We start from the raw sequence: 15,931 nt of genomic DNA on the forward strand, positions 1-15,931 counted from the left end.
TGTGAAATCGTGCGCGGGGCTTTGCCAAAAAACGCCGCGGAAACAGGAGCAGCTCCCGTTTCCGCGGCGTTTCGCGGGTTTATTCTGAATCAGAAGTCCATGTCGTTGGGGTAGGTATCATGCCGCACAAAGCCGCCGAGCTCGTCGGTAGTCGTCATGCCCATGGCCAGTGCCTTGCTGCGCATGGCGGCATAAAATTCCGCGTAGGTCGCCTGCATGTACGGTTCCAAAAAGAAGCCGCCGATGCCGAAGGTGAACACGCAGAGCAGCAGCCAGCCAAAGAAGGACAGCTTGAGGATGAAGAAGTTCCACTTCTCGCCCTCCATCATCTCCTTGCTCAGTTCCATAGCGCGGGTGGCGGACATATAGGGGTTTTCGGCCAGCAGGTAGGGCACCAGCTCATAGCAATACTCCCAGTAAATGCCCGGCACAATGAGCAACAGGAAGCCCAGCGCGATTTTCAGGTCGGTAAGCAACTGCACCACGATGGGGTTGCCGTAGGGGCGGCGGAAGGCGCTGACGACGGTGGAGACGGGCGTCAGGGACTGGCGGCTCTCCATAAAATAGCGGCAGCGGCCGACGTTGAGCGGGTAGACGACAAAGAGTGCCCAGCAAAGCGCGGCAATAGAGCCGATGAGCATACCGACGAAGATCGCCCCCAGCATACTGTCGGGGATACTGTTGATGATGTCATAGGCCGTCGTGTCGTCCGTAACAGTGCTGACAGCCTGCCGCGCCGCATTGCCGCTGTTGGCCCCTGCCCCGCCCAGCCCTACAAAGCTGAGCACCAGACAGATCCAGAAGGAACGCCAGTAGCGTCCCTGCAGGGCCTGCTTGGCGTTGGTTTTTAAAAGTTCACGTGTCCACATAGTGGGTCACCTCCATAATTCATGCTTTAGGGATGGGCAAAGCTCCGATTTGTTCTCGAGGGCGTACAGCATATAGTTGTGTTCGGCTTGTCTTTTCATCTATATACTGCATTTTGATTTCGCAAAACATGCGTTTTGCTCACGGTTGCATGCTTTTACTATATGCTTTTATTATAACAGCTTATGGCGCAAATGCAAGTTTTGGCGCGGCGCGTTTTGACGTTTTTGCGCAGTTTTTGCTCATGTTCACAAAAATATAAAAAAGTTTGGCATTTTTTGCGGAAAACGCTTGACATTTGTTTGCGGTTTGGCTATAATAATACACGTCGTCAGGGCCACGGCCCACGACGAAAAGAATATGCGGATGTGGCGGAACTGGCAGACGCGCTAGATTCAGGTTCTAGTTCCCTTAAAAGAGTGTGGGTTCAAATCCCTTCATCCGCACCAAAATCCTCGAACGTTTGTTCGGGGATTTTTTGTTTTAGTGATTTGTTTGGGATGACAAGCATCGCCCCCTGCGGCACCGGCGGTTCGCGCTTTTCCGCTATAGATACACCAACAGCCCCGGTTCTGCACTGGAACCGGGGCTGTACGATTTTACATTAACTTTATGCCATGAAATCCGGCAGGGGCTTGCCCTCCTTCAGCCATTGGTGATACTCGGCGGTAGCGGCAAACTCAACGTCGCCAGCGGAGTTCAGCGCTGTCTCGACCGAATCCTGGATAACACCAATGATAAAGCCGACACCAACGACCTGCATCGCAATGTCATTGGAGATGCCGAACAGCGAGCAGGCCATAGGGATCAGCAGCAGCGAACCGCCCGCAACGCCGGAGGCACCGCACGCGCCCAGTGCCGACATGATGGACAGCAGGATGGCGGCGGGCAAAGAGACCTCCATGCCCAGCGTGTTGGCCGCAGCCAGCGTCATGATCGTGATGGTGATGGCCGCGCCGTCCATGTTGATAGTCGCACCAAGCGGAATAGAGACGGAGTAGATGTCCTTATCCAGGCCGAGCTTCTCACACAGAGACATATTGACCGGGATGTTGGCCGCGGAACTGCGGGTAAAAAAGGCGGTCAGGCCGCTCTCACGCAGACAGCGAAGCACCAGCGGGTACGGGTTGCGGTGCAGATAGATGAAGATGATCAGCGGATTGATGACCAGCGCCATCAGCAGCATAGTGCCGACCAGCAAAAGCAGCAGGCGGCCATACTGAGTGAAGATAGACAGGCCGTTGTCCGACACACTGGCGAAAACCAGTCCCATGATGCCGAACGGTGCCAGGTTGATGATCCAGCGCACGATGGTGGAGACCGCGTCCGCAGTGTTGGCCATAAAGTTCTTAGTCGTGTCACTTCCCAGGCGCTTCATCGCCAAGCCGAACAGGCAGGCCCACATCAGGATGCCGATGTAGTTGCCGTTCATGATCGACGCCACCGGGTTGGAAACAATATTGGCCAGCAGCGTGTGCATGACGTCACCCAGACCCTGCGGCACAACGTCTGCCGTGGCGGCCTCGGCCAGAACCAGCGTCTGCGGGAACAGCTTGCTGGTCACCACGCTCAGCGCCGCGGCCACAAAGGTCGTCAGCATATACAGCCAGACAACGGTGCCGAAGCGGCGGTCCAGCTTGGAGGAACCCTGTGCCAGTGCGCTGGCAACGATGACGAAAACCAGCACCGGGGCAATGCCCTTCAACGCCCCGACAAACAGGCTGCCGAATTCTTCCAGCCATACGGCGCCGGGGCAGATCAGTGCCAGCGCCGCGCCGACAAGCAGACCGATGGCAATACGCAGGATCAAGCTGGTCTCGTTGTACTTGGCGGCCAGCGACTTGACCGCCTTGGTGAATTGATTCATGTGAAGCTCCTCTTCCTTATTATAATAGTCGGGCACGTTTTGCAGGGTGTGCGCGCCGTTTGCAGCCGCCCGCACAGGCGGCTCGCGTGACAATCCACATTATAGCGCATCCCGTGCAGATTGCAAGAGAAGTACAGCTGTAGTGCCTACAAAAACAGTCACTTTTGGTCGGTGCAACGCGGGAAAAAAATCGCAAAAAATGTTTTTGTGCGCGGGATAGGTGTATTTGTACCGCGTACATTTTGCAGTTGCATAGGGCATCACGCCTACAGCACCGCAGGGGTCAATGCTCGCCAGCGCCCCGGGACGTTTGCAGTAATGGCAAGGCTCCGCGGGCGGATACGGAATCCGCCCCTACGGTGCGGGGGACGATGCTTGTCATCCCAAACAAATCACTAAAACAAAAAATCCTCGAACAAACGTTCGAGGATTTTGGTGCGGATGAAGGGATTTGAACCCACACTCTTTTAAGGGAACTAGAACCTGAATCTAGCGCGTCTGCCAGTTCCGCCACATCCGCATATTCTTTTCGCCGTGGGCCGTGGCCCTGACGACGTGTATTATTATAACGGCTGGCAGAAGAAATGTCAAGCGATTTTTTGAGAAAAATGCTGCTTTTTTCAACGAAAAATGCGGTCCTCCGCTTTTTGACGAAAGACCGCATTTTATGAAAAGATTACCAGAGGTTGACGACCTCGTTGTACAGGCCCTCGTAGCTCTTGGCGGAGTTGGACCAGCTGAAGTCACACTCCATGGCGCGCTTGACCAGCACGGGCCAGCCGTCCTTCTGCCAATAGCCTTCCTTGGCGCGCCAGCAGGCCTCATACAGCTCATGGGCGTTGTAGTTGGCAAAGGTAAAGCCGTTGCCGTAGCCGTCGCCGGAGTCGCGGATAGAGTCCTTCAGGCCGCCGGTCTCGCGGATGACGGGGATCGTGCCGTAGCGGCAGGAGACCATCTGAGCCAGGCCGCAGGGCTCGGAGCGGGACGGCATCAGGAAGATGTCGGCACCGGCGTAGATCTGCTGTGCCAGCTTGGCGTTGAAGCCGATGTAGACACCGACGCGGCCCGGGTTGCGTGCGCACAGCTCGTTGAAGAAGTTCTCATACTGGGCCTCGCCGGAGCCGAGGATGACCAGCTCGATGCCCTGCTGCAGCAGACCCTCGGCGATGGCCTGAACCAGGTCAACGCCCTTGTGGCCAACCAGACGGGTGACCATAGCCATGACCGGGCTGCCGTCCTTATGCAGGCCAAACTCGTCCTGCAGGGCCTCTTTGCAGACAGCCTTGCCCTCCTGGAAGGTCTCGGCGTCGTAGTTTTTGGCAATGTCAGGGTCGGTGGCAGGGTTAAAGACATCGACGTCAATACCGTTCAGAATGCCGCACAGTTTATACTGCTTCTGGCGCAGCAAGCCGTCCAGACCGTGGCTGAACCACGGGTCGAGGATCTCCTGCGCGTAGGTCGGGCTGACGGTGGTGACCTTGTCTGCACACTCGATGGCGCCCTTCATGAAGTTGGCGCAGCCGTCATACTCCACAACATGGGCGTCACGTGCGCCGATGCCGCAGGTATCCTCGAGAATATCCAGACCATACTTGCCCTGGTAGGCAATGTTGTGGATCGTGAACACCGTCTTGATGCGGCTGAACTTATCCAGATGGCGGTAGTACAGGTTCAGGTAGACGGGCGTCAGTGCGGTCTGCCAGTCATTGCAGTTGATGATGTCCGGCTCAAAGTCGGTGTAGAACAGCATCTCCAGAATGGCGCGGGAGAAGAACGCGAAACGCTCGCCGTCGTCATAGAAGCCGTACAGGCCGCTGCGCTTGAAGTAATACTCGTTGTCGATGAAGTAAAAGACAACGCCGTCGCGCTCGGCCTTGAACAGGCCGCAGTACTGGCTGCGCCAGCCCACGGGGACGCTGAAGTTGGTGACATAGGTCAGCGTATCCTTGAATTTCAGGTCGCCGTACAGCGGCATAACGACGCGGGCGTCGATGCCGTCGCGGACCAGCGCCTTGGGCAGAGCGCCCGCAACATCGGCCAGGCCGCCGGACTTGGCAAAGGGTGCAGCCTCGCTGGCTGCGTACAGGATTTTCATAAGCACCTCCGTGCGAGTTTCACAAAATGAGGGCGAGGGAAAGTCTGGCTCTCCCCCGCCCTCTCATCAAAGTCGTCTCCGGGGAGAGGGAGTTCGACCTCTATGAGCGTTATGTCTCCCCAGTGCCAGCGTTTTGCTGGCGGGGTATTTTATACGCTGTGGCCCTTGGCGACAAACACCGGGAAGGTGTCGGTGCCGGTCAGCTTCTTGTCCTCGGTGATGTGGACGTTCTTGTCGGTGACGACGTACTCCACATTGCAGTTCGGCTCAACAACGGTATCCTGCATCAGGACGCAGTTCTTGACAACAGCGCCCTTCTTGATCTTGCAGCCGCGGAACAGCACGCTGTTCTCAACGGAGCCCTCGATGACGCAGCCGTCAGCCAGCAGGCTGTTCTTGACAGAGCTGCCCTCCAGGTAGCGGGTCGGGTTATCGTCACGAATCTTCGTGTAGATGGGCGCGGGTCCGAACAGGGCGTCCATGCTGCCTTCCTGGAGCAGACGCATATTCTCGTCGAAGTAGCTCTTCATGTCGGAGACGCGGGCGACATAGCCGTCGAACCGGTAGGCATGGACGTTCAGCAGCTTGAGGTTGCGGGCCAGGATGTCGCGCTCGAAGTAGACGAGGCCGCGGACGGAGGCATCGTGGATCAGGTGGATCAGGCTCTCGCGCTCAATGACATAGATGTTCATGGCGAGGTTCTGCTCACCGATGCGGTAGTCGTTGGACAGAATCTCAACAACGCGGTCATTGTCATCCAGACGGATGGTGTAGTTATCACTGCGGGCACCCTCGGGGATGGCGGCGCGGTTGTAAACCATCGTGACGTCAGCGCCGGACTTGACATGAGCATCGATCAGCTTATTGAAGTCGAAGTTCATGGCAATGTAGGAGTCGGACAGGATGACGTAGCGCTCCTTCTGCGCCTCGAGCCAGTTCAGGATGCTGTCCAGTGCGTCCACACGACCGGAGTACAGCTTGACGCTGCGCTCGGCAAAGGGCGGGACGATATTCAGGCCGCCACGCTTACGGGTCAGGTCCCACTCACGGCCTGCGCCCAGGTGATCCATCAGAGAGTGGTAGTTTTTACGCACGATGACGGACACGTTGTCGATGCCGGCGTTGGCCATGCTGGACAGCGTGAAGTCGATCAGGCGGTAACGTCCGCCGAACGGGATGGAGGCCATGGAGCGCTCCGCCACCAGTTCGGGAACGAGGTTATCATACGTATTGGCGAAAATGACGCCGAGAGCATTCACATTGCTGTTTACCATTGTTCCTCACCATCCTTTACATCGCTGGAGACCATTGCCTTGGGGCCAACCACTGCGCCCTTGCCGATGACGACGCCGGAGCCGACGGTGGCGACATCGCCGGGCTCGGCAATGTTCAGGCCGCCCTCGGGCATAGCGCCGACGGTTGCGCCCTCCTCGATCGTGACGTTCTCGGCCACGATGCAGTGCTTGACGGACGCACCGGCCTTGATGACCGTGCCGCCCATAACGACGGCTGCCTCGACCGTAGCGCCCTTCTCAACGACTGCGCCGGGGAACAGGATGGAATTATTGACCGTACCGTTGACCTTGCAGCCCTCGGAGATCATCGAGTTGGAGATGGTGGCGTCGCTGCCGATCTGCTGGCAGGGACGGCCCGTGTTGCGGGAGTAGATTTTCCAGTTCTCATCGAACAGGTTGATGCCGGAATGCTTTGGGTCCAGGACCTCCATGTTGGCCTGCCACAGGCTGGAGATCGTGCCGACGTCCTTCCAGTAGCCGCTGAAGTGGTACGCATACATACGGCGGCCATCCTTCAGCAGGTTGGGAATGACGTTCTTGCCAAAGTCGTTCTCGGAGTTGGGGTCAGCCTCGTCCTCACTCAGGTATTTCTTCAGGATGTCCCAGTTGAAGATGTAGATGCCCATGGAAGCCAGGTTGGACTTGGGCTCCTTCGGCTTTTCCTGGAAGGCGTTGATGCGGTCATCCTCATCGGTGACCATCAGGCCGAAGCGGGATGCCTCGCTCCATGGCACCTCCATGACGGCGACGGAGAACTCTGCGTTCTTCTCCTTATGGAAGCGCAGGAAGTCAGAGTAATCCTGCTTGCAGATCTGGTCGCCGGACAGGATGATGACATACTTGGGGTCATAGCGGTCAATGAAGGACAGGTTCTGATAGATGGCGTTGGCCGTGCCCTTGTACCAGTCAGAGCCGGAAGCCTGCTGGTACGGCGGCAGAACGTGAACACCGCCGTGCAGGCGGTCAAGGTCCCACGGCTGGCCGTTGCCGATGTACTCGTTCAGGACGAGGGGCTGATACTGGGTCAGGATGCCCACCGTGTCAATGTCAGAATTGACACAGTTGGACAGCGGGAAGTCGATGATACGATACTTTCCGCCAAACGGAACTGCCGGCTTGGCGAGCTTCTGGGTCAGCGCGTACAGACGCGAGCCCTGGCCGCCTGCCAGGATCATTGCGATCATTTCTTTAGCCATAAGATTTCTCCCCTTAAAATTTCGGCAGAATGCCGTTTTTAACATATATCCAAAGACGGCTTACACCGTCGTTTTGGCCTTGGGCGGACGTCCGCGGCGCTTGGGAGCCGCCTCGGACCCGGCGTCTGCGGCAGGGGCCGCAGTCTTGGCAGTGGTTTTTGCCGTCTTTTTGGCGGCGGGCTTGGCGGGCTTTTCCACTGCCTTGTCCACTGCCTTGTCCGCTGCCTTGTCCTCCGCCTTGGCGGCGCGCGGCTTGCGGGCAGCGGGCACGCTCAGGTAGAGGGTGGACAGCGGCGGTAGCGTCAGCGAAATATGCTGGTCGAAGCCGTGCATCGGGCCCTTTTTCGCCTTGACCGTGCCGTTGGTCACGCCGGAGCCGCCGTACTTCTTATCGTCGGAGTTGAGGATCTCCTTGTAGCTGCCGGGGTTCGGCACGCCCATCTGGTACTCCTTGCGCAGCACCGGGTTGAAGTTGCAGACGACAAGCACCATCTTGCCCGCAGCGTCGCGGCGCAGGAACGCGATGACGCTCTGCTTGCTGTCGTCGGGCACGATCCACTGGAAGCCCTCCCAGCTGTAATCGACCTGCCACAGGGCGGGCGTGTCACGGTAGAAGTGGTTCAGATCCCTGACGTAGCTTTGCAGCTCACGGTGCTTATCGTAGCCGAGCAGCATCCAGTCGAGCGGCTTCTTCTCGTCCCACTCGATAAACTGGCCGAAGTCCTGGCCCATAAAGAGCAGCTTTTTGCCGGGGTGGGCCATCATATAGCCGAAGAAGGTGCGCAGATTCGAGAATTTTTCCTCATAGTCGCCGGGCATCTTGTTCAGCAGGCTGCACTTGCCGTGGACGACCTCGTCGTGGCTGATGGGCAGCACGAAGTTCTCACTGAACGCATAGAAGAAGCTGAACGTGACCTTGCCGTGGTTGCCGGCGCGGAAGAGCGGGTCGGTTTTCATGTAGCTGAGCATGTCGTTCATCCAGCCCATGTTCCACTTGAAATTGAAGCCCAAGCCCCCGTCGGACGCGGGCTTTGTGACCAGCGGCCAGGCGGTGGATTCCTCGGCGATCATCATTTTATGCGGATAGCGGCCCAGGATAGCCGTGTTCAGCTTCTGCAGGAAGGCGATGGCCTCGAGATTTTCCTTGCCGCCGTTGACGTTCTGCTCCCACTCGCCGTCCTTGCGGTTGTAGTCGAGGTAGAGCATACTGGCGACAGCATCGACGCGCAAACCGTCCACATGATATCGGTCCACCCAGAACATGGCGCTGGAGATCAGGAAGCTCTCGACCTCCTTCATGCCGTAGTTAAAGACCATCGTGCCCCATTCCTTGTGCTCACCGCGGCGGGGGTTGGGGTCCTCATAGCAGGGGGCGCCGTCGAACATGTACAGGCCGTAGCCATCCTTCGGGAAGTGGGCCGGGACCCAGTCCAGAATGACGCCGATGCCCGCCTGATGCAGCTTGTCGACGAAGGCCATGAAGTCCTTCGGCGTGCCGTAGCGGCTTGTCGGGGCAAAATAGCCCGTGACCTGATAGCCCCAGCTGCCGTCGAAGGGATACTCGGTGATGGGCAGCAGCTCCACGTGGGTGTAGCCCATCTCCTTTATGTACGGGATCAGCTCGTCGGCCAGCTCGGCATAGTTGTAGGGCACGCCGTTATCGGGGTCCTTCATCTTCCAGCTGCCGGCCTGCAGCTCGTAAATGGACATCGGGCTGTTGATGACATCCCGCTTTTCCTCGTCCCTGACCCAGTCGGCATCCCCCCAGGTGTAGCCCTCAATATCATAGACCTTGCTGCCGTTGGACGGGCGGGTCTCGGTATGGAAGGCATACGGGTCGGCCTTGTAGACCAGCTCATCCGCCGGGGTGGTGATGCAGTATTTGTAGACATCAAATTGTTTGATGCCGGGAACGAAGCGCTCCCAGATACCGTCCGTCACCTTTTCCATGGGGTGCTCGCCGGGCGTCCAGCTGTTGAAGTCACCCACAATGGAAACGGCCTTGGCGTGCGGTGCCCAGACACGGAACACCGCGCCGGCCTCGCCGTTTTCCTCGCACAGATGCGCACCGAAGTAGCGATAGGCCTCCTGATTGTTGCCCTGCTTGAACAGATAAATGGGCAGATCGGAGCTTTTGGGCGTTTCTTTGCGCTGTTTCAACGTAATCTCCCCTTTTGAGCGGTGCTGTAGTGGATACAGTACACCGACTCTATATAATCTCTGTCTCTATATTACCTGTTTCTTACGGGAAATGCAAGGTCTTTTGTGTAATATTCTGCTAAAATTTTCGTATGTTACCCATTCGTTTTGTACAAGTTCGACATAAATCGAGCGTTTTTTCGGACAAATGTACAAAAAAAGTCCCCTGCAAGGTTCTTTTTACACTTTGCAGGGGATTTGTGCAATTCGGAAATTATTTTCAGGTTCCGTAGATGTAGTACGGGTTCTCGCCGCTGTAGACGCTGCGGCGGTTCCAGACCGTGTGGGTGGCCAGGTATTCGGCCCAGGCATGGTAGCCCGCGGCATTGAAGTGGACGCCGTCCTTCGTGGCGTAGTCGTCGATCTGGCTGCCGTCGGCGGGGTTGGTCAGGGCCTCGCGGATGTTGATATAGTAGCAGCCCTTGCGCAGCGCCATGTTGGCCAGCAGGTCGTTGACCGTGGCAATGCGGGTGTTGTCCAGACCGGGCTTGGAGGCGACCACATCCTCCTGTACGCCGGGGATGGACTGGATATAAATCGTCACGCCGGGGTTCAGCTGCTCACGCAGCATATCAATGAGGCGCTCGTAGTAGGCGATAAAGCTGTCCTCACTGCCCTGCACGACGAGGTTGTTCGTGCCGACAAGGATATAGAGATAATCCGGCTGGCTGGCGGCAATGGTTTCCATCGGGGTCTCGTTCGCACCGGTGACGGCGTTCTTGACGCTGACATTGTTGACAAAGGTCTGCACGCCCGCGCTGACGTAGGTGGCGTAGTGGGCATTGTGGTAGCCCGTATCGTAGATGCCAAGGCCCGACGCGATGCTGTCGCCCGCGAAGGTGACGGTGTTGAAATAGTCGTTCGTCACGGTGCCCAGCATCGGGACGGCCACCATGCGGTGATCGGTGTTGCGGTACTCGGTGTCGATCGTGGCCGCGACAGCCTCGGACTTGTCCCACGCGGCGGTATCGACGCCCGGCAGGATGCGCTGCGGCTCGGCAATGTCTGTCGGGGCTGCCGAGGGGGCCTCGGTGGGCACAGCGGCGGATGCGGCCTGCTCCGGCGTAGCGGATTCCGCCGGGGAAGTCTGAGCCGGGGCACTCTGCCGCGTGAACCAGAAGTAGCCCACGCCGATGCAGAGCACCACTAAAACAACGATGAGGATCAGGAACAGTCTGCGCTTGCGGCGCCTGCCTGCGACCTCATTGCGGTAGGTATAAAAATCAGCCATAAAAGCTCCTATTCTTTACGCAATCAAGCATGTATAGCTATTATACGCCGGAACCGCACCGGGTACAAGTGGCCACAGCAAATTTTACAGACCGAAAAAGGGACGTTTGCAAAAATTAGCTTGACGCTTTTCCCCTGTACCCCTATAATAAGAGTAAGAATAGACGTGATCAATCATCACAGAACGGAGGTCCTGCCCCATGGCATGGATGATCGTATCCGACAGCTCCTGCGAGATCCGCGAGCTGGAAAACCCGGCACCGGGCGTGCAGTTTGCCCTTGTACCGTTTAAAATCCGCGTTGGTGAACGCGAGTATGTTGACCTTGCCACGCTGAACACCCAGCAGATGCTGCAGGCCATGACCGACTACAACGGTGCCAGCACCACCGCCTGCCCCAGCCCCGAAGAATGGGCCGAATATTTTTTGCAGGCGGACAACGTGTTTGCCTTCACCATCAGCAGCAACCTGTCCGGCAGCTACAATGCCGCCATGGCCGCGCGCGAGATGGTGCTGGAGGAGCACCCCGAGAAGAAAATTTTTGTGCTGGACACGCTGAGCTGCTCCGGTGCGCTGGCCGGTGCCGCCGAGCTGGCCAACAAGCTGATCGGCGAGGATCAGACATTTGACGACATCTGCTTTGCGCTGAAAAAGTTTGCCGATAGCACCCACATCCTGTTTGCACTGGCGAGCTTTGACAATCTGGCCAAGAACGGCCGTGTCAACAGGGTAGTTGGTTTTATCGCAGGCCGCCTGAACATGCGCGTTCTGGGCCGCCGCACGTCGGACGGCAAGATCGACTTTTACTTCAAGACCCGCGGCGAGACCCGCGTGCTGGCAAGGATTCTGGAGCAGATGGACGAGGACAAATACGATGGTGTCCATCCGGTACTCATCAGCGAGTGCGGCAATCAGAACGCCGCCCAGCTTTTGCATCACGGCATTGAGGCCAAGTGGCCCGGCGCTCCGGTGAAAATCGTGCCCTGCTCCGGCCTGTGCAGCTTCTACGCGCAGGATCAGGGCATCATTATCACGTATTAAGGAAAAAATATACCGCCGTGCATGGATTTGCACGGCGGTTTTTGTTTTGTTGGCTTCCCCCTTGGGGGAAGCTGTCAGCGGCCCTGACCGCTGACTGATGAGGGGCAGGTGTACGGCCATCATCCGTTGGCGCGATATAACATAGACCCGCCCCCTCACCCCCCCTCGGGCGGGGCCTCGGCCACCTTCCCCCGCCCGCGGGGGAAGGCATTCTTATTCCGGCAGCCGCTCCTTCACGAAATCCAGGAACGCCTGGGCGGCGGGGGCGAGGTTCTCGCCGCAGGCGAGACCGATCTCCATCATCTGGTGGGGATTCATCGGGCGCTCCACGACGCCGGGATAGCCGCCCTGGTGGTTGATGGCGTTGTTTACGCTGATGCCCAAGCCCGCCGACACCATGGCATAGGTCGCCGTGATGTCCATCGTGGAATAGCGTGCGTCGGGGCGGGCCTTCAGCTTGTCAAAAATCAGGGTGATGTCGGTCTCCATGCCCGGGTAGCTGTCGATGAACGGCTCGGTCTTCAGGCTTTCCACCGGGAAGGACTCGCGGTCCGCCAGCGGGTGGTTTTTGGGCAGCAGGACCATCAGCTCGTCCTGGCGGATGGGCAGCCAGACCGGCAGCGAGTCACGGTGGCTGATGAGGCAGAAATCCGTGCGGTGATCCAGCAGCATCTCGGCCAGCTCGCTGCTGGTGCCGTTGACGATCTTGATGACCACGCCGGGGTGCCGTGTGCGGAACGCCGCCATCATCCGGGTGACCCACTCATAGTAGCAGTTATACGCCGTACCGATGACAATGGTGCCGCAGTCTGCGCCGCGCACCTTGGCTGCGGTCTGTTCCAGCCGCTCCTGCGCAAACAGCAGCTCACGCACCGACGGCAGCAGCTGGCGGCATTCCGCGGTGGGCTGCACGCCGCTTTTGGCGCGGTGCAGCAGCGCAAAGCCCAGCTCCTTTTCCAGCGTTGCCACGCTGCGGCTGATGCCGGAGACCGTAAACCCCATCTCCTCCGCCGCCGCACGCAGGCTGCCGTGGTCGATTGCCTTTAATAAGATCTGCCAGCGTTCTGTATCCATCTTGTACCTCTTATTGCCATATTTGCAATTTTGTAAAAATTGTGTTACGTTTTCATCAATCATAAGACAGAACGCCGGATTTGTCAAGAGCAGGAGGACGGAAATTAAAAAAGCCTCCCCCGGTTACGAGGGAGGTGTCCCGCAGAGCCGGAGCTTGGGGTTCATCACTCTTTTATATTCCGCTCCTGCTTGCGCTTCATGCGCTCAAGCAGAGCCGCCTTCTGCTTGTCCCATTTGGCATCGTACTCCGGGGTAGCCGGGTCGATGCAGCGGGCAAAGCTCCAATGCAGGCCGTCGCGGCGGCTCAGCTTAAAGCGCAGATACCAGTGTCCGCAGTAGGGGCAGGCTGCTCTGGTAAAGTAGCCCGTGTTGCCGCGCTTGAGCCAGACCTCGTCGTTTTGCAGCGGCGCGCCGCACTCAGGGCAGCCGGCCTGATACAGCTCGGGCACGCTGCGGTAGTCGTCGTGTTCCATGCGGTTCATGAACAACTGCACGTCGCGGCCCGTGTTCTCGGCACCGAGCAGCGCCTCGGTCAGCAGTTCCTCCTCCGTCGGATAGGTCGCGAGGCCCTCGGCCAGCGGCAGCTTGCGGCAGACCCTGGCCGTATAGAGCGCGTCGTCCAGTGCGTTGTGGAACGGTTCTTCCTTGGGGATGCCCAGGCGGTCCACAACGCTTTCCAGGGTCAGGCCCTCTCCCTCCTTGCGGGGGTAAGCCTGCAGGAAGATGCGCTGCAGGTCGTACCAGCGGTTCGGCCAGTTTTCATCCAGCCCGACGAGGAACAGGTTTTGCTTTAAAACCGGCACGTCGTCCAGGCCCCACTCGGCCAGCTCGGCATCGTCGCCCGCCCAGTCAAGAAATTTCTGCAGACCCTCCTTCATCGGCAGGCCCGCGTCCAGGTCGCCCTGGGACAGACCCGTGACCTTGGCGATATGATGCTGCAATTTGCGGAAAATGTGCGGCTTGAGGTTGACCTCAAACGTATCCAGCACGTCGCCGCGGTCATTGATGCGGGCCGCGCCGATCTGAATGATTTCACCGCGCAGCGTCAGCTCTGTGCCGTGATAGAGGAAGGTTTTCGGCTGGTAGCCGATGTTCCATTCCAAATCGAAAACGATCAGATTCACAGGTCAGGTCTCCTCATTCAAAATAAACTTCTCCACCGCCAGGCCCACGCCGTCGTGGTCGTTATCGGCGGTCAGGTAGTTGGCCGCGGCCTTGACCGGCGGCTGGGCGTTGCCCATAGCCACGCCCATACCGGCCAGGCGTATCATCGGCAGGTCGTTCCAGCCGTCACCGCAGGCCATCAGGTTGGCGGAGGTCAGGCCCTTGGCGCGCAGCAGAATTTCCAGCGAGGTATCCTTGCCGACGCCGAGGGGCATTGTTTCAATAAAGAAAGGTGCGCTGCGGCAGATGGACAGCTTGCCCGCAAACTCCTGTTGCATCAGCTCCTCAACGTGCGGCATGTCGGCGGGGTCGCCGGTCAGCAGCAGCTTGTTGATGGGGTAGGTCACCTCGGCGGGCAGGTTTTCCACCTTGCGCACGGGGATCTTGTTGATGCGGGCTTCCTCCAGCACGTAGGGGGCGTCGGGAACCTCGGTCACGATGCCGTTTTTGTCGTAGGTCAGCGGCACGACGTTCCAATAGCGGCTGAACGTGCAGACCGGCTCGATCAGGTCTGCCGGGAAGGCATGCTGCACCAGCGTCTGTCCGGTCCGGCAGTCGATGATCTTGCCGCCGTTGTAACTCAAAATACAGCCGCCGTACTTTTCGAGCTCGAGTTCCCTGGCCAGCGGCTCAATGCCGACGGTGGGCCGTCCGCTGACCAGCACGATGCAGACACCGCGGCGGGCCGCCTCCTGCAATGCCGCCTTTGTGCGCGGTGTGATGACTTTTTCGGTGTTAGTCAGGGTGCCGTCAAGGTCCAGCGCCAAAACTTTATATTGCATGGTTATTCCCCCGGAATGCAGATTTGTGTATATTGTACTCTAAAATTGGGGATTATGCAAGCATCTTGCCTACCCCTGCGGGGCTGCGCCCGCAGGCGCGTGTCGGAGCGCAACCGCCGTAGGCGGCTCTTAGCGCGTAGACTGAAACTGGTCCCGCAGGGCCGGATGAGGGGTATGTTTGCCATTTTTACCCGTTGGTGGGATACCATGGCAGGGTCGGCCCTCATCAGTCAGTGGTCGGAGCCACTGACAGCTTCCCCCGCGGGGGAAGCCCTTTGTTTAAGATTAGCCATTTCTAACGTATTGACAAGCATTCTCACCTATGCTACACTATCCGAAACAATAAGGGAGTAGTCAGCGCAGCGGTGGAGCAGCCGCCGCGCAGTTCTGCCAACACAATGAGCGTTTGCTCTGGCTTTACTTTAAACGACGAGACTTATCTGCCCGTTTTCACGGGTGGATAGGTCTTTTTTATTGTCTGCACCCTGCCAAAACGGAGGAGAAAATCATGACTTTATTCGACCTGATCCTGATTGCCGTCAGCCTCTCGATGGACGCATTCGCCGTCTCGATCTGCAAGGGGCTGTCCGTCCGCAAGGTAAGTCTGCAGCACGCTATGATCTGCGGCGTCTGGTTCGGCGGGTTTCAGTTTTTGATGCCTGCACTGGGCTATTTTCTCGGTGACCGGTTTGCCGCGCTGCTGACGAAGTTCGGCCCGTGGATCGCGTTTGTGCTGCTGGCGCTCATCGGTGCGAACATGATCAAGGAGAGTTTTGGCGGCGACGAGCAGCTGGACGACGACTACTCCGCCAAAGCCATGCTGCCGCTGGCCATTGCCACCAGCATTGATGCGTTTGCCGTCGGCGTCAGCTTTGCAGCCATGCAGGTGAACATTCTGCCCGCTGCCGGGCTGATCGGCGTTATCACCTGCCTGCTGTCCGCCATCGGCGTCAAGGTCGGTGCCATGTTCGGCGACAAGTACCGCGCCCCCGCCGAGCGCATCGGCGGCATTGTGCTGATCCTGATCGGTGTCAAGACGCTGCTGGCGGGGCTGGGTGTGCTGTAATTTGGTGTACCTGTAGGGGCCGGGCATGCCCGGCCCGCGGCTTACCCGCAAACGCC

The 15,931-nt window shown here is 58.4% G+C and carries 12 protein-coding genes and 2 tRNA genes; 3 read left to right on the forward strand and 11 right to left on the reverse strand.

Annotated elements, in window-relative coordinates; translation table 11 throughout:
• Positions 1-89: 89 nt before the first annotated feature.
• Positions 90-869, reverse strand: a complete 780-nt coding sequence (locus tag B5D32_RS06115; RefSeq protein ID WP_078784197.1) for a DUF975 family protein — start codon at positions 867-869, stop codon at positions 90-92.
• 360 nt (positions 870-1,229) lie between these two features.
• Between B5D32_RS06115 and B5D32_RS06120 the strand changes: the two genes are divergently transcribed.
• Positions 1,230-1,316 (forward strand) — tRNA-Leu (locus B5D32_RS06120).
• Between the two features lie 161 nt (positions 1,317-1,477).
• Here B5D32_RS06120 and sstT read toward each other — a convergent pair.
• The 7 genes from sstT to B5D32_RS06155 form a co-directional block, all read right to left on the reverse strand.
• A complete protein-coding gene (gene sstT / locus B5D32_RS06125; protein WP_078784198.1) occupies positions 1,478-2,734 on the reverse strand; it encodes a serine/threonine transporter SstT in 1,257 nt (418 codons plus the stop codon).
• A 433-nt stretch (positions 2,735-3,167) separates the two neighbouring features.
• Positions 3,168-3,254, reverse strand: a tRNA-Leu gene (locus B5D32_RS06130).
• A gap of 156 nt (positions 3,255-3,410) precedes the next feature.
• Positions 3,411-4,829 (reverse strand): glycogen synthase GlgA, encoded by a 1,419-nt coding sequence (glgA, locus tag B5D32_RS06135; RefSeq protein WP_078784199.1) that lies wholly within the window; start codon positions 4,827-4,829, stop codon positions 3,411-3,413.
• 149 nt (positions 4,830-4,978) lie between these two features.
• Positions 4,979-6,103 carry a glucose-1-phosphate adenylyltransferase subunit GlgD gene (glgD, locus tag B5D32_RS06140; protein WP_078784200.1) on the reverse strand — a complete coding sequence of 375 codons (1,125 nt, stop codon included), beginning with the start codon at positions 6,101-6,103 and terminating at the stop codon, positions 4,979-4,981.
• The gene (locus B5D32_RS06145; RefSeq protein ID WP_078784201.1) at positions 6,097-7,320 is read right to left on the reverse strand and encodes a glucose-1-phosphate adenylyltransferase; all 1,224 of its coding nucleotides are present in this window, start codon (positions 7,318-7,320) and stop codon (positions 6,097-6,099) included. The genes glgD and B5D32_RS06145 overlap by 7 nt, the downstream gene beginning before the upstream one ends.
• Before the next feature lie 60 nt (positions 7,321-7,380).
• Entirely contained in the window at positions 7,381-9,480 is a 2,100-nt protein-coding gene (gene glgB / locus B5D32_RS06150) for a 1,4-alpha-glucan branching protein GlgB (RefSeq protein WP_078784202.1), read from the reverse strand.
• A gap of 259 nt (positions 9,481-9,739) precedes the next feature.
• Positions 9,740-10,750, reverse strand: coding sequence for a GDSL-type esterase/lipase family protein (locus B5D32_RS06155; protein WP_078784203.1), 1,011 nt, complete (start codon positions 10,748-10,750; stop codon positions 9,740-9,742).
• 199 nt (positions 10,751-10,949) lie between these two features.
• Between B5D32_RS06155 and B5D32_RS06160 the strand changes: the two genes are divergently transcribed.
• Entirely contained in the window at positions 10,950-11,789 is an 840-nt protein-coding gene (locus tag B5D32_RS06160) for a DegV family protein (protein WP_078784204.1), read from the forward strand.
• A gap of 213 nt (positions 11,790-12,002) precedes the next feature.
• Here B5D32_RS06160 and B5D32_RS06165 read toward each other — a convergent pair whose 3' ends face one another.
• The 3 genes from B5D32_RS06165 to B5D32_RS06175 form a co-directional block, all read right to left on the reverse strand.
• On the reverse strand, positions 12,003-12,863 hold the full coding sequence (locus B5D32_RS06165) for a LysR family transcriptional regulator (RefSeq protein WP_159446994.1): 861 nt from the start codon (positions 12,861-12,863) through the stop codon (positions 12,003-12,005).
• A gap of 164 nt (positions 12,864-13,027) precedes the next feature.
• The gene (locus B5D32_RS06170) at positions 13,028-13,987 is read right to left on the reverse strand and encodes a 3'-5' exonuclease (RefSeq protein ID WP_078784206.1); all 960 of its coding nucleotides are present in this window, start codon (positions 13,985-13,987) and stop codon (positions 13,028-13,030) included.
• 3 nt (positions 13,988-13,990) lie between these two features.
• Positions 13,991-14,809 carry a Cof-type HAD-IIB family hydrolase gene (locus tag B5D32_RS06175; protein WP_078784207.1) on the reverse strand — a complete coding sequence of 273 codons (819 nt, stop codon included), beginning with the start codon at positions 14,807-14,809 and terminating at the stop codon, positions 13,991-13,993.
• A gap of 508 nt (positions 14,810-15,317) precedes the next feature.
• Here B5D32_RS06175 and B5D32_RS06180 point away from each other — a divergent pair.
• Positions 15,318-15,875, forward strand: a complete 558-nt coding sequence (locus B5D32_RS06180) for a manganese efflux pump MntP (protein ID WP_078784208.1) — start codon at positions 15,318-15,320, stop codon at positions 15,873-15,875.
• Positions 15,876-15,931: the final 56 nt, after the last annotated feature.

The sequence above is a fragment of the Gemmiger formicilis genome (assembly GCF_900167555.1).
In the GTDB taxonomy this organism is placed as follows: Bacteria; Bacillota; Clostridia; order Oscillospirales; family Ruminococcaceae; genus Gemmiger; species Gemmiger formicilis.

Excerpts from the sequence above, each read along its gene's own strand:
- B5D32_RS06115 (WP_078784197.1), bottom strand. The coding sequence starts at position 869 with ATGTGGACACGTGAACTTTTAAAAACCAACGCCAAGCAGGCCCTGCAG.
- sstT (WP_078784198.1), bottom strand. The coding sequence starts at position 2,734 with ATGAATCAATTCACCAAGGCGGTCAAGTCGCTGGCCGCCAAGTACAAC.
- glgA (WP_078784199.1), bottom strand. The coding sequence starts at position 4,829 with ATGAAAATCCTGTACGCAGCCAGCGAGGCTGCACCCTTTGCCAAGTCC.
- glgD (WP_078784200.1), bottom strand. The coding sequence starts at position 6,103 with ATGGTAAACAGCAATGTGAATGCTCTCGGCGTCATTTTCGCCAATACG.
- B5D32_RS06145 (WP_078784201.1), bottom strand. The coding sequence starts at position 7,320 with ATGGCTAAAGAAATGATCGCAATGATCCTGGCAGGCGGCCAGGGCTCG.
- B5D32_RS06155 (WP_078784203.1), bottom strand. The coding sequence starts at position 10,750 with ATGGCTGATTTTTATACCTACCGCAATGAGGTCGCAGGCAGGCGCCGC.
- B5D32_RS06160 (WP_078784204.1), top strand. The coding sequence starts at position 10,950 with ATGGCATGGATGATCGTATCCGACAGCTCCTGCGAGATCCGCGAGCTG.
- B5D32_RS06165 (WP_159446994.1), bottom strand. The coding sequence starts at position 12,863 with ATGGATACAGAACGCTGGCAGATCTTATTAAAGGCAATCGACCACGGC.
- B5D32_RS06175 (WP_078784207.1), bottom strand. The coding sequence starts at position 14,809 with ATGCAATATAAAGTTTTGGCGCTGGACCTTGACGGCACCCTGACTAAC.
- B5D32_RS06180 (WP_078784208.1), top strand. The coding sequence starts at position 15,318 with ATGACTTTATTCGACCTGATCCTGATTGCCGTCAGCCTCTCGATGGAC.